The organism is Arthrobacter gyeryongensis (genome assembly GCF_039543785.1).
GTDB classification, from domain to species: Bacteria; Actinomycetota; Actinomycetes; order Actinomycetales; family Micrococcaceae; genus Arthrobacter; species Arthrobacter gyeryongensis.
Genome location: NZ_BAABKK010000005.1, coordinates 82,182 through 95,115 on the forward strand (window position 1 = coordinate 82,182; position 12,934 = coordinate 95,115).

Annotated in this window: 15 protein-coding genes; 10 read left to right on the forward strand and 5 right to left on the reverse strand. The window is 63.6% G+C overall.

Features of this window, described 5'->3' with window-relative positions; all coding sequences use genetic code 11:
- Window positions 1–29 precede the first annotated feature (29 nt).
- Window positions 30–509: a Dps family protein gene (locus tag ABEA18_RS03680; RefSeq protein ID WP_345447970.1), complete on the reverse strand. Its 480-nt coding sequence runs from the start codon at window positions 507–509 to the stop codon at window positions 30–32.
- A gap of 331 nt (window positions 510–840) precedes the next feature.
- Here ABEA18_RS03680 and ABEA18_RS03685 point away from each other — a divergent pair, with 331 nt between their 5' ends.
- From ABEA18_RS03685 to ABEA18_RS03700, 4 genes are all read left to right on the forward strand, one after another.
- The gene (locus tag ABEA18_RS03685; RefSeq protein ID WP_139359614.1) at window positions 841–1,011 is read left to right on the forward strand and encodes a DUF2207 domain-containing protein; all 171 of its coding nucleotides are present in this window, start codon (window positions 841–843) and stop codon (window positions 1,009–1,011) included.
- A 97-nt stretch (window positions 1,012–1,108) separates the two neighbouring features.
- Complete coding sequence (locus tag ABEA18_RS03690; RefSeq protein ID WP_059388403.1) at window positions 1,109–1,285, forward strand: CsbD family protein; 177 nt, start codon at window positions 1,109–1,111, stop codon at window positions 1,283–1,285.
- A 66-nt stretch (window positions 1,286–1,351) separates the two neighbouring features.
- Window positions 1,352–1,780, forward strand: a complete 429-nt coding sequence (locus ABEA18_RS03695) for a hypothetical protein (protein WP_345447971.1) — start codon at window positions 1,352–1,354, stop codon at window positions 1,778–1,780.
- Window positions 1,781–1,807: 27 nt separating this feature from the next.
- Window positions 1,808–2,074: a DUF7218 family protein gene (locus tag ABEA18_RS03700; protein WP_345447972.1), complete on the forward strand. Its 267-nt coding sequence runs from the start codon at window positions 1,808–1,810 to the stop codon at window positions 2,072–2,074.
- Window positions 2,075–2,157: 83 nt separating this feature from the next.
- On the opposite strand, the gene ku is transcribed toward ABEA18_RS03700, so the two are convergent.
- Window positions 2,158–3,048: a non-homologous end joining protein Ku gene (ku, locus tag ABEA18_RS03705; protein WP_345447973.1), complete on the reverse strand. Its 891-nt coding sequence runs from the start codon at window positions 3,046–3,048 to the stop codon at window positions 2,158–2,160.
- 38 nt (window positions 3,049–3,086) lie between these two features.
- Between ku and ABEA18_RS03710 the strand changes: the two genes are divergently transcribed.
- Window positions 3,087–5,597, forward strand: coding sequence for an ATP-dependent DNA ligase (locus tag ABEA18_RS03710; RefSeq protein ID WP_345447974.1), 2,511 nt, complete (start codon window positions 3,087–3,089; stop codon window positions 5,595–5,597).
- A gap of 86 nt (window positions 5,598–5,683) precedes the next feature.
- On the opposite strand, the gene ABEA18_RS03715 is transcribed toward ABEA18_RS03710, so the two are convergent.
- Together ABEA18_RS03715 and ABEA18_RS03720 are read right to left on the reverse strand one after the other, a co-directional pair.
- Window positions 5,684–5,944: a hypothetical protein gene (locus ABEA18_RS03715; protein WP_345447975.1), complete on the reverse strand. Its 261-nt coding sequence runs from the start codon at window positions 5,942–5,944 to the stop codon at window positions 5,684–5,686.
- Window positions 5,945–6,016: 72 nt separating this feature from the next.
- On the reverse strand, window positions 6,017–6,244 hold the full coding sequence (locus tag ABEA18_RS03720; RefSeq protein WP_284754430.1) for a hypothetical protein: 228 nt from the start codon (window positions 6,242–6,244) through the stop codon (window positions 6,017–6,019).
- 321 nt (window positions 6,245–6,565) lie between these two features.
- Between ABEA18_RS03720 and ABEA18_RS03725 the strand changes: the two genes are divergently transcribed.
- Together ABEA18_RS03725 and ABEA18_RS03730 are read left to right on the forward strand one after the other, a co-directional pair.
- A complete protein-coding gene (locus tag ABEA18_RS03725) occupies window positions 6,566–7,369 on the forward strand; it encodes a putative protein N(5)-glutamine methyltransferase (RefSeq protein ID WP_345447976.1) in 804 nt (267 codons plus the stop codon).
- Window positions 7,370–7,624: 255 nt separating this feature from the next.
- Complete coding sequence (locus ABEA18_RS03730) at window positions 7,625–9,211, forward strand: MFS transporter (RefSeq protein ID WP_345447977.1); 1,587 nt, start codon at window positions 7,625–7,627, stop codon at window positions 9,209–9,211.
- A 125-nt stretch (window positions 9,212–9,336) separates the two neighbouring features.
- On the opposite strand, the gene ABEA18_RS03735 is transcribed toward ABEA18_RS03730, so the two are convergent.
- Window positions 9,337–9,858 carry a hypothetical protein gene (locus tag ABEA18_RS03735; RefSeq protein WP_345447978.1) on the reverse strand — a complete coding sequence of 174 codons (522 nt, stop codon included), beginning with the start codon at window positions 9,856–9,858 and terminating at the stop codon, window positions 9,337–9,339.
- Between the two features lie 168 nt (window positions 9,859–10,026).
- On the opposite strand from ABEA18_RS03735, the gene ABEA18_RS03740 reads away from it, so the two are divergent.
- From ABEA18_RS03740 to ABEA18_RS03750, 3 genes are read left to right on the forward strand one after another with little or no spacing between them, the layout of a single operon-like run.
- Window positions 10,027–10,746, forward strand: coding sequence for a response regulator transcription factor (locus ABEA18_RS03740; RefSeq protein WP_345447979.1), 720 nt, complete (start codon window positions 10,027–10,029; stop codon window positions 10,744–10,746).
- Window positions 10,743–12,110, forward strand: coding sequence for a sensor histidine kinase (locus tag ABEA18_RS03745; protein ID WP_345447980.1), 1,368 nt, complete (start codon window positions 10,743–10,745; stop codon window positions 12,108–12,110). The genes ABEA18_RS03740 and ABEA18_RS03745 overlap by 4 nt, the downstream gene beginning before the upstream one ends.
- Window positions 12,111–12,119: 9 nt before the next feature.
- The gene (locus tag ABEA18_RS03750; protein WP_345447981.1) at window positions 12,120–12,521 is read left to right on the forward strand and encodes a VOC family protein; all 402 of its coding nucleotides are present in this window, start codon (window positions 12,120–12,122) and stop codon (window positions 12,519–12,521) included.
- The last annotated feature ends 413 nt before the right edge of the window (window positions 12,522–12,934 follow it).

The window sequence follows — 12,934 nt, forward strand, 5'->3', positions numbered from 1 at the left end:
CTGGCGCCGTTTGCCAGGGTCCCGGTTTTCTAAGCTTCCTGCGGGTCCGCCACGGACGCATTCGCGGACATGATCTCGGCACTGATCATCCAGGCGAGCTGCTCCAAACGGGCGATGAACGCGTGGAGGAGGTCCGCCGTCGTGGGATCTTCCGCGTCCACTTCGTCGTGGACATCACGCATGGTCTGGACCGTCCGCTCCAGACGGTCGGTGATCAGCTTCACGGCGTCCTTGGTTTTGGTCAATCCCGCGGGGAATTGCTCCAGCCGGGTTGAGGCAGCGATGGTGCTGCTCCGGCCGTCGGGAAGGGCATGGAGCGCCCGCATCCTTTCGGCGGTTTCATCGGCGAACTCCCGGGCGGCTGCGACGAGTTCGTCGAGCTGCAGATGCAGGTCCCGGAAATTGGCGCCGACGATGTTCCAATGGGCCTGTTTTCCTTGGAGCTGGAGTTCAATCAGATCCGTCAGGACCAGCTGGAGATTATCTGCCAGGGTTTGCGATGCTTTCACGTTTTTCTCCTCCTAGACGACCATCCGATGCGTGGGCTGGAAACCGGCGCACGACCTTCCATTTACCCTACGACGATATCCAAAAATCTTTGTAAGTGTACTTAGTACTTGATTTGATAAGGGTGCTTAGTAGTAACATGGAGGAAGTCGGTACCGGTTCGTTCCAGACGAAAACCCCGAAAATCCGGGGCGGTATCGCTACAGCAAGACCTTGCACGGGGCCTGGGGGCCTGGCGGGGAACAACGGTTCGCAAGTGAACCGATAACCGAATACATCGCAAGGGGCCCGGGCGCTTGCCAGTGGTCCCGCTGAAGTAAGGAATGTGTCATTGTGAACACTCTTCTGATCATTGCAGGCGTTGTGGCAATCGTTCTTCTGCTCGTCGGCGGATTCTCGCAGGCCGTGAGTTGGCTCCTCTGGGTCGGCGTTGTCCTCCTGATTGTCGCGGCCATCGGCTGGCTCCTTAGCTTCATGTCCGGCCGTCGGTCACACGGCGTTTGACCGACGACGGCAGTTAGGGCGCCTGGCCCCTTCCGGCCGGGCCCCACATAACTTGGCGAAGTGAAGTAATCCATTTACCAGCAAAAGGAGTACCTCCATGGGTGCAGATGACAAGATCCAGAACGCCGGAGAAAAGCTTGCAGGCAAATCCAAGGAAGCGGCTGGAAAGCTGACGGGCAACGAGAGACTCGAAGCCGAAGGCAAGATGGATCAGAGCAAGAGCGACCTGAAATCGGCCGGTGAAAAGGTCAAGGACGCTTTCAAGAAGGATTAAATCCGCTCGAAGTGCGGCTTCCGCCTCGCGCGGGAGCCGCACTTCCTGGTTCAAGGAGTTAAGTCGATGCCGACTATCTCTGACCCGCTTGTTCCCAACGGCGCACCTCTCCCCAAAGGGGAACGAATTTGGTGCGGCCATTGCGGCACCGCCGAGTACGTGATTCTCGATTCCATCGAGCCCCTGAAGCCACCGTCGGCAGAGTTCGTGGACGTCGCCTACACCTGCATGGAATGCGATATGTTCTACGCCCATGCCGCAACATTCCAGGACGTCGCGGCCATCCTGAACCAGCGAGGCACGGTGTCAGGTGTGCTGCAATTCGGCGGCGAATACATCCATTGCGGCGAACCCATGAAGATCTCAGGAACCGGATTCCACAGCGTGTATGCGCCGGTGTCCACCGAAGACCCCGCTGTCGACCTTCTCGACGTGTACCTGGCCACAAAGGTGTTGCAGTGCCGCTGCGGGTTCCGCATGGAGCTTCCGTCCTAGCCCGGATCTTGACCGAAGGAGGAACGCATGCCAAACAAGAAGAATCCCAGCCTCAAGGATCCGGAACTCTACGAAACCCTCCGTGAGGATGGCGCCTCGAAAGAAAAGGCCGCGAGGATCTCGAATGCCGCTGCCAAGGAGGGCCGCAAGGAAATCGGCCGACGCGGCGGCACCTCGGGCGACTATGAGGACTGGACTGTGCCCCAATTGAAGTCACGGGCGAAGGAACTGGGGCTCACAGGGTACTCAAGCAAGAAGAAATCCGAGCTGATCTCTGCGTTGCGAAACCACTAGGCCCTCCAAGGGACATGTGCCTTGCTCCGCTGCGTGCCAAGAGGGACATGTCCATTTTTCGCGGAGCGCACGACGGCGGCGCGTCAGGCTTTCTTGACCCTCGCCCTGGGCTTGCTGGCCGCTTTGGCGGTGGCGCCGACGTCGGACTCTTCGGTGGACGACGCAGCGGACGACCCGCTGGCCTCCTTGCCGCGTTTCTTCTCCAAACTCCGCTTGAGGGCTTCCATGAGGTCGATGACCTCGCCGCCTTCCCCTTCACTGGCTGCCACTCCAAAGGTCTCCTCGGTGTCGATGGAGTCGCCCTTTTCGAGCTTGGCAGCGATGAGTTGGCGCAATTGAACTTGGTAGTTGTCGGTGTATTGCTCGGGCTCGAAGTCGCGCGCCATGGAGTCCACCAGGGCCGAGGACATCTCGAGCTCCTTGTCCGAGATCTTGACGTCGGTTTCCAGCGACGGGAAGTCGGCTTCGCGGACCTCGTCGTCCCAGAGCAGGGATTGCAGCATCAGCACGTCGCCGCGTACCCGCAGCGCGCCCAGCCTGGTCTTCTGCCGGAGGGCGTACTGCACAATCGCCACTCGCTCAGTGTCCTGCAGTGTGCGCAGAAGCAGCATGTAGGCCTTGGGCGACTTGGAATCAGGCTCAAGGTAGTACGGCCGCTCGTACATGATGGGATCCAACTGTTCGGCCGGAACGAACTCCACCACTTCGATTTCGCGGCTGTTCTCCGCGGGCAGCGACTTCAAATCGGCCGCAGACAGCACGACGGTACGGCCTTCCTCTTCGTAGGCCTTGTCGATATCCTCGTAATCCACAACAGAGGCGCAGATTTCGCACTTCCGCTGGTAACGGATGCGGCCTCCGTCCTTGTTGTGGACCTGATGGAGACTGACATCGTGGTCCTCGGTGGCGCTGTAGAGCTTGACGGGTACGTTGACCAGCCCGAACGCGATAGAACCCTTCCATATGGCCCTCATGCACTAAGTGAACATCACAACACGGCGGAGGTGAAGAGGTGGCAACCAGCCAGAAGGAACGCGTCAACGTCGAAGGCCATGAACTGACGCTCACCAACCTGGGAAAAATCATCTACCCGGAGACTGGCACCACCAAGGCCGAAGTGCTCGAATATTATGCCGCCGTAGCGCCGTTCCTGATCCCGGCTGCCGCCAACCGGCCCGCCACCCGGAAGCGTTGGGTGCACGGAGTAGGGACCACCCAGGATCCCGGACAGATGTTCTTCCAGAAGAACCTGGACGATTCGACGCCGTCGTGGGTTCCCCGGGTCACCATCCAGCACAGGGACCACAGCAACGTCTACCCCCTCGTCAACAACCTCGCTACGCTCACCTGGCTGGCCCAGATTGCGGCCTTGGAAATCCACGTGCCGCAATGGCAAGTGGACGCCGACGGAACCATGCTGCCGCCGGACCGCCTTGTCTTGGACCTCGATCCGGGTCCCGGTACCGGCCTTCCCGAATGCGTGGAAGTCGCCAAGCTGGCGCGAAGCATCCTGGAGGACATCGGCCTTGATCCGGTTCCTGTGACGAGCGGCAGCAAGGGGATACACCTCTACGCCGGGCTGGATGGCACCCGCAAATGGGAGCAGGTCTCCGCGTTCGCGCACGAATTGGCGCGCTCGCTCGAGGCTGACCATCCGGACCTCGTGGTCAGCGACATGAAGAAGACGTTGCGCGGCGGCAAGGTCCTGGTGGACTGGAGCCAGAACAGCGGGAACAAGACCACCATCGTCCCGTACTCCCTTCGCGGTCGCGCCCACCCGATGGTCGCTGCACCGAGGACGTGGCGTGAACTCGCCTCCCCCAAACTCGAGCATCTGGACTTCACGGCCGTCATGAAGCGCGTTAAAGAGGGAAAGGACCCCTTCGCCGGGGTGGCGGCCGGGCGGTCGGGGCATGCGCCCGAGCACGGGAGCACCGCCGACGGGAGCACCGCCGTCGGGAGCGCCGCCGTCGGGAGCGCCGCGGTAAACCCGCGGCTGGCCAGCTACGTGGAGAAGCGCGACCCGCAGCGGACGCCCGAACCGTTTCCCGCCGTCGAACACCAACCCGGTTCGCGCCCACTCCAGGCTGACGCCGAACCCAATCCGCCCGGCGGAATCTTTGTCATCCAGGAGCACCATGCCCGCCGTTTCCACTTGGACTTCCGGCTGGAGCACAACGGAGTCCTGGCGTCCTGGGCATTGCCGCGGGGCGTGCCGGACACTCCGGACAAGAACCATCTCGCGGTGCGGACTGAGGACCACCCGATGGAGTATGCGGAATTCGCGGGCATCATTCCGAAGGGCGAATACGGTGCCGGGACAGTCAGCATCTGGGACAGCGGCGAGTTCGAGTGCGAAAAATGGCGTGACGGCAAGGAAGTCATCGCCACCCTCACAGGCAAGCCCGGCGGCGGATTGCACGGCACCCGGCGCTTCGCGCTGATACACACCGGGGAGTCGCCGTCCCAGTGGCTGATCCACCTGATGAAGGACAAAGCGGGCCACCGGACGGTGCTGTTGCCCGACGCCCAGCCACAACCGAACGGGACCCCCAGCTACGCGCCCATGCTCGCAACATCCGGAACCCCCGCCGATGTCTCCTCCGGCGACTGGTTGTTTGAGCTCAAATGGGACGGATTCCGGGCCATCGTTTCAGGTTCGGGCGGGAAGATCAGGTTGACCAGCCGCTCCGGGATCGACATGACTCCCACCTATCCCGAACTGGCGGATCCGCGCTACTGGCCTGACCACGACTTCGTGGCAGACGGCGAAATCGTCGCACTCAGCAAGGACGGCCGGCCCAGCTTCGAGTTGCTCCAGAAGCGGATGAACCTCTTCAAACCCGGCGACGTCGAACGCGCCCGGGCCGCGGTCCCCGTGCAGCTCATGGTGTTCGATCTCCTGTACGACGCCGGATCCCAAGGCAGCGCCGATCTCGCCTCCCTGCCGCTCAGCGAGCGCCGGGACAGGCTGGCGGCCTTCCGTGCCAAGCTGCCGGCCCAGGGCTCCCCTATCCATGTATCCGAGATCCTGGAACATGACCTCGACGACATCTTGGCGAGCGCCAGCGAGCTTGGCTTGGAGGGCGTCATGGCCAAGCGCACGGATAGCCGGTACCAACCGGGACGGCGCAGCAGGTCCTGGATCAAACTCAAGTTGGAACGCACGCAGGAGGTGGTGGTGGGTGGCTGGCGGCCCGGCGCCGGGGCGAGGCTCGGAACCATTGGATCGTTGCTCGTGGGGATTCCCGACGGCGACAAGCTGCGCTACGCCGGCCGGGTGGGCACTGGCTTCAAGGACTGGCAGCTGCGCGACATCCTGAAGCGCATGGAGGGGCTCGACCGCCCGGACTCCCCCTTCCGCGACATCCCCGCCGAGGACGCCGCCACCGCGCACTGGGTTTCCCCCGAGCTCGTGGGAGAGGTGACGTTCGGCGACTGGACCGGCACCGAGAGAATGCGCCATCCCGTCTGGCGCGGATGGCGCCCCGACAAGTCTCCCGCCGACGTCGAGCGCGCCTAGCTCCCCGACCAATCCAGCGAAACGGAAAATGCCTTGCGCCACCGGAATTCCGGTCTCGCAGGGCATTTTCCGTTTCGAAGGTATTCCTAAGAGGAGTGCGGCAGCTGGGGACGGCTGGTCCGGTGGACCGCGGTGACCGCCGCCTGTTGGCCAACGCGACCGTGGCTGGCGCCGCGATCCTTGGGGTGCCTGGTCTTGCCGCTACCGTCTGGCCAGGCCTGTCCTTGCGTCGAGCCGAGGGCCATGGCCACAGTTGCAGGGGCCGGCATGGGCGCCTTATCCATGGATTCGACCAAGTGGCTGGCCACCTCGGAGTTGATTTGTTGCTCAACGTGCTTCGCAGCCATTGTTCTTCCTTTCTGCATTGAAACGAAGGGATTTTCCATACTAGGTGGGAGCGGTCCGCTTGTCTGCAGGATCTACCAGCGGACCTTCTTCTCGGACTTGGCCAGCTTGCCACTCGCTTGAGTGGGCTTGTGTCCTTTTCCGGTGCTTTGCCAGCTGTTCGCTGCCCCGCCACGGGATTTGCTGGCCAGCATCTCCTTCTGCGCGTCAGTCAGTTTCGATCGGACACCGGCAGCCGGGGCGTCGGTTTCCTGCGCTACTGGTTCCTGCCCGGCGTCGGTTTCGGGTGTGTTCGGTGTCATGCAGTGGACTCCTTTAAAGCTCTTGATTTGCCGGAGGAGGTATCGGGACGCGACGTCCGCTGCGAGACCCTGGGTATAACCAAAGCAACAGAAACGGCGCGGAGGCGAAGCCTCAACAGGCGTGGATTTTTGTCGGTTCAAACTCAGCGGTGACCCGCTGGTCTATTCAAAAATCAGTGTTCCCATGCACCCACCCTAGACACTCCTCGCCGTGTTTGTGAACCCCGGCTTTTTGTCGAGGCCGTTTCACGCATGGCCTCCGCCTTCGCTCTCGGCTAGCATGGCCCGGAGAGCACCCCTCGGTACCCCGAAAGACTCTCCATGTCAGCACCCGCGTTCCAGCCTTCCCATTCCGCCGTGACAGCCCGGCTCCGTTCTGCCGGTTGTGTCTTCGCCGAGGACGAGGCCCGGCTCCTCATCGCCGCGGCGCACGCGCCCGAGGATCTTGAGCAGTTGCTCGGACAACGCGTCTCAGGATTGCCCCTTGAATACCCTTTGGGATGGGCTGAGTTCTGCGGCCAACACATCACGGTGGAACCTGGCGTCTTCGTCCCCCGCCGCCGCACGGAGCACCTCGTCCAGGAGGCCGCCCGCCTCGTCCGGCCGGGCGCCGTCGTCGTCGATCTCTGCTGTGGTTCGGGTGCTGTGGGTGCCGCTTTGGTTGCCGCAGTGGGCGGCATTGAGCTTCACGCGGCCGACGTCGACCCCGCAGCGGTCCGCTGCGCCCGCCGAAACATCGGGCTGGCGGGCGGCCAGGTGCATGAAGGTGATCTCTTTTCGGCCCTGCCGGACACTCTTCGCGGCCGGGTGGACGTCCTGGTGGCCAACGCCCCCTACGTCCCTACGGACTCGATCGGCATGATGCCGCCGGAGGCCCGGCTGCATGAACCGCGGGTGGCGCTCGACGGCGGCTCGGATGGTTTGGATGTGCAGCGCCGGATCGCGAGAGAAGCTCCGTCGTGGCTGGCTCCCGGGGGCCGGCTACTGATCGAAACGAGCGTCCGGCAGGCCCCGACGACGGCGGCCTTGTTCGGGGACGCCGGGCTGTCCGCGCTCGTGGTCCATTCTGAAGAATTCGATGCCACGGTGGTGCTTGGGAAACTACGGGAAACCCACCGGAAATGATCAGCAAACTGTGCGTTTCGGGCCCCTGAACCAAACAATTTGGTAACGCACCTCCTGAGCGCGCCAAAATCCGCGTGATTCCGGGGCTGTAGGAGGTAAATGGATGTCAGACATTTACCCCGAAAAGGGAGTGGAATAGGCCCGAATCACAGGGCCCGACTCTCAGATCCGGCGAATCTCGCGTAAAATTGAAACCCTGCCCAGAGCGGAGCAGCTGTATGTCGCAAGCAAATGATCTCCCTAGGAGAAACACAAATGCCCACAGACCGAAGCATTACCGACTCTTCAGCAGGCGCTAGGAACGCTGCTGCAACGAGCAAGACTGCACCACGCGGTGCCTCAAAATTGAAACTTCCAACACGCCGTCGACTCAAGGTATCCGACGTCAACGTCGTTGACCAGCCCATGCTGAAAAAAGCACTCGGTGGCACGATCGTCGGCAACACCATGGAATGGTACGACGTCGGCGTGTTCGGCTACCTCATCACCACGATGGGGCCAGTCTTCCTGCCCGAGGCCGATAAGTCCGTGCAGACCCTGTTCCTGCTGGGAACATTCGCCGCAACCTTCGTGGCACGGCCACTCGGCGGCGTAATCTTCGGCTGGCTCGGTGACAAAGTGGGCCGCCAGAAGGTGCTCGCCACAACACTCTTGCTGATGGCTGCCAGCACCTTCGCCGTCGGACTCCTGCCTGGATACGCACAAATCGGCATCTGGGCGGCTGTGCTGCTCGTCCTCCTGAAACTTGTCCAGGGTTTCTCGACCGGCGGCGAATACGCCGGCGCCACGACGTTCGTGAGCGAATACGCTCCGGACAAGCGCCGCGGTTTCTTCGCGAGCTTCCTGGATATGGGCTCCTACATCGGCTTCGCCCTTGGTGCGGCCCTCGTGTCGATCCTGCAACTCACCATCGGCCAGTCGGCCATGGAGGACTGGGGCTGGCGACTGCCGTTCCTCCTCGCCGGTCCCCTCGGCGTCATTGCGGTGTATTTCCGTAGCAAGATCGAGGAATCACCCCAGTTCCAAGCCACTTTGGATGCCCAGGAAGCCCTCGCCGCGGACGCCGCAGCAGGCGACGCCGCGGTAGCCAAGGGCCCCATCGGCATCGTGAAGGCTTACTGGCGCCAGATCATCCTCGCCATGATCCTTGCCGCCGCCGCCAACACCGTGGGTTACATGCTGACTTCCTACATGCCCACGTACCTGACCGAGTCCAAGGGCTACGACCCCGTTCACGGCACACTGCTGACCATCCCCGTGTTGGTCATCATGGCAGTCTGCATCCCGCTGACGGGCAAGCTCTCCGACCGGATCGGCCGCCGGCCCGTACTGTGGATCGGCGCCATCAGCACCGTCGTGTTCGCCGTTCCGGCCTTCCTGCTGATCGGCATCGGCGACATTTGGTCCACGCTTGCCGGTTTGGCCCTGATCGCCTTCCCGGTCACGTTCTACGTGGCAAACCTCGCCTCGGCGCTGCCGGCACTGTTCCCGACCTCGAGCCGCTATGGGGGAATGGGCATCGCCTACAACTTCTCCGTAGCGATCTTCGGCGGCACCACACCGTTCATTGTCGCCGCCTTGATCCAGGGCACCGGCAACGACATGATGCCTGCGTATTACCTCATGGGAACGTCCGTGGTTGGCGCAATCGCCATCTACTTCCTGCGCGAATCCGCGCAACGTCCGCTCCCGGGCTCCATGCCGAGTGTGGACACCCAGGCCGAGGCTCGCGAGCTGGTGGCCACCCAGGACACCAACCCGTTGATCGACCTGGACGAAATGCCGTTCGATGACGGCACCCTCGTAGCAGCGGAGCCGGACCGGGACCCCGTCCCGGCCTAGGCACACTGCCGGTCCAGACACAGGGCGGACGCGGGCTGCGGGCGGCCCGCGTCCGCAGAGCAAGGCTGGTTATTTGTAGCGGAACGCTGCAAATAACCAGCCTTGCCGTCGTTTAAGCCTTGTCCTTAGGCCTTGCGGTCGGCCTTCTGCTCCTGCATGCGCTTTGCCTGCGCCTGGATCTTCGGACCGTAGCCGCCGTTCAGCGCGGTGTCCCTGATGTGGGTGGCTTTCGCGACCCGCTCGCCGTCCGCAGCATCCTTGAGCGCTTTCAAGTCCGCCTGCAGGGCGGCTGGAAGCTTTGCGGCGAGTTTCGGGCGCTTGTCCAGGATGAAGGTGGCGATCTTCGCGGCGCGCTGGCCGTAGTTCGGCTTGGTACTGTCACCGTTCACGAAGAACCGCAGGCCTGCCGCCAGCGGGTGCCGCGCGAGAGCCGTTTTGGCCGCGACGGCAGCCGTCGCGGCCGTCGCCTCGGGCTGGGAGGTGGCTGCCGCCGTCGTACTCGTGCTGTTTAAGGTGGCCGCGTTTGCGGCGATCACGCCGCCGCCCAGCAGGAGGCCAGCTGCCAGGACACCGACGACGGCGGTGCGGGACCGGGTGCGCTTGCGGCACGGAGTTGGGGTACTGGAGTTCGGGGTGCTGTTGTTCATGGTCCGTGTCCTTTGTTCCGGCCGGTGGTCGATCCTCCGGCGCTCTTCACCACACTCTGGTCCGGCCGCGTGAACTGATTGTTCGGCCAATGTTCGAGGAATGTAAAACCGTCGCCACCGGCTGACAACGACGCTCCAAGGGCTCCGTCCGTGCTGTTGAATGGACGCATGGAAGACAGCCGCGGATTGGTGCTGATTGCCGAGGATGAACAGGCGATTGCCGATATCCAGCGCCTTTATCTGGGCCGCGCGGGGTTCGGCGTACACGTTGAGCGGGACGGGATTTCGGCGCTGGCACAAATCAAACGGCTCAAACCGGTCGCGGTGATCCTCGACGTCGGGCTGCCCGGCATGGACGGAATCGCGCTCTGCAAGCAATTGCGACAGGCAGAGGACTGGACGCCCGTGCTGTTCGTCACGGCCCGCGATGAGGAAGTGGACCGCGTCCTTGGCCTGGAATTGGGCGCGGACGACTATCTCACCAAGCCGTTTTCGCCGTCCGAACTGGTCGCCCGGGTGAAGGCGGTCCTGCGCCGGACCGAAGGAACCCCACGGTCCAGACCGCTGGTGCTGGGCAGCGTCGAACTGGACCCGCTGAACCGGACAGTACGCGCAGGTGCCGAAGAACTCACGCTGACCGCCACCGAATTCGACCTCCTCGCGTACCTCATGGCGCAGCCTGGCCGGGTCTTTTCCCGTGAGCAGCTCCTGTCCGCCGTGTGGGGGCAGGCCAGTTACGCCGCCGGACGGACCGTGGATGTGCACATCGCGCAGCTCCGCGCCAAGCTCGGCGAGCACTCCCCCATCGCCACGAGCCGCGGCGTCGGCTATTCCGCTGCAGCTTCCCAATCGTCCGGCCCCCGCCCCGCCGCCGGGGGAGCCACGTGAGGCGCTGGTTCGGCACACTGGCCGGTCGCACGACGGCGGTGATCGCCGCCGTCGCGACTGTCGCCGTCATACTTGCCGGCCTTCTGGCCGCGCAACTGGTCAACGCTACGGCCGTGGACGAAGCCAAGAAGTATCTCGCGGTTGAGGCCGATTCCCTCAGCAAGCAGTCAAGCATTGGAAGCCTGCAGGACCTTCGCGCAGATCTGCTCACGCACGGCGCGAGGCTAGCGCAAATCAGCACCGACGGTCGCGTGACAGGCGGCGGGGCAAGGCTGGTGGATGCCAGGACAGTGGCGGATGTCCTCGCCGGAAAGTCGGTCTCGACGTCGGTGAACGGTCCGCAGAACACCGTTGTCCTCGAGGCCCGGCCGTTGGCGGCAGGCGGTGGCGTTGTACTGGCTCAGCCCGTGTCCGAAATCCGCGCCGCCGCCGCTCCCCTGTTGAGCCGCATGCTGATTGCCCTCGGGGTCTGCCTCGTGTTCGCCATCGTGGCCGGCGGCCTGTTGGCCCAATGGTTGAGCCGGCCCTTGGTGCGAACGGCACATTCGGCACATCGCCTCGCGGCCGGAGAACGATCCGTGGCTGTGGCGCCAGGCGGGCCCGCCGAAGTGGTGGAGGTTTCTCAGGCGCTGGCGGCCCTCGACGCCGCGCTCCGGACCAGCGAGGGGCGCCAACGCGAGTTCCTGCTCTCCATTTCGCATGAAATCCGGACACCTCTGACCGCGTTGCGGGGCTACGCCGAGGCGCTTGCCGATGGCGTGGTCAGCGGAAACGACGTGGTCGGGGTCGGGCGGACCCTCGTGGCCGAAACCAACCGCCTGGACCGTTTTGTCCGCGATCTCCTGGAATTGGCACGGCTTGAGAGCGACGACTTCCGGGTGGAACTCCAGCCCGTGGACGCATCCTTGATCCTGCGCGAGAGTTGGCAGGCCTGGCAAGCGGTGTGCGTCCAGAACGGGGTCGCGGGACGGCTCGAACTGCCTCTTGGGCCCTTGCCGGTCCGCAGCGATGGCCAGCGGCTGCGCCAAGTGGTGGACGGTTTGCTGGAAAACGCCCTGCGCGTGACACCGGAAGGGGCTCCCGTTGTGCTCGCCGCCTATCCTTCCGGCAGCGGGCTAACCGTTGAAGTGCGCGACGGCGGACCTGGCCTCACGGAGGCGGATGCCGCCGTCGCGTTTGAACGCGGTGCGCTCTTTGCCAGATACAGCGGAGAACGGCCTGTTGGAAGCGGACTGGGTTTGTCCATCGCCGCAAGGATCGTGCAGCGGATGGGTGGTCGCATCAGCGTGCGCGCCGCGCCTGAGGGCGGCGCGGCATTTGTGGTGGAGTTGCCCGGCATTCCCGCGGGCCCCCGTCAAACGTAGACTCTGCGCATGGCTGATGTTCCGGTGGGTTCGCTGCACCACGTAGAAATTTGGGTACCCCACATCAGCCGGGCGCAGGAAGAGTGGGGTTGGTTACTGGCCGAACTGGGCTACGAACAATTCCAGGAATGGCCCGAGGGCTGCAGTTGGAAACTCGGGGGCACGTACATCGTGATCGAACAGTCCACGGCGCTCACGGGAAGCACGCACCGCAGGACGGAGCCCGGGCTCAACCATCTCGCCTTTCATGCGGGCACCAGGGAGAACGTGGACCGGCTCCGGGAGCTCGGCGCCGACTCGGGCTGGTACGAGATGTTCGAGAGCAAATATCCCCATGCCGGCGGGGCCGACCACTACGCCGCCTATCTGGTGAATACTGACGGCTACGAGGTTGAGCTGGTTGCCGGGTAGCTCTCTCGGCGGAGAGGGGACCCCGTGCCGGTAGGTATCTAGGAACGTGAGGGACCAGTCTCGCCTCAGGAGCCCCGGGATTCGGTATCGTCAGCGCAGCCGTCAAGGGAACGGACATTCTCTATGGCAGCGCAATCGCAGCCACAACCGTCGGACTGGTCTCAGGATTGATCCGTGTTTGGAACGTCACCAATAGGTGACCCCGCCGCAGAATGCGGATTGCAGGGCCCGGAAAGGACGTCCTTGGCATCCTTGGCGGTTATCTCCCGAAACGTGGCGTGTCCGGACACGGGTGGGCGTATAGAACTGCGGCAGGGCCCAGCGCACATAGAAGGCGGACGGGCCTTGACGCAGGTACTGTCATCGACCCTTTAGACATCGATGCGGCCGTTACCTGCGGCAGAGTCGACGTC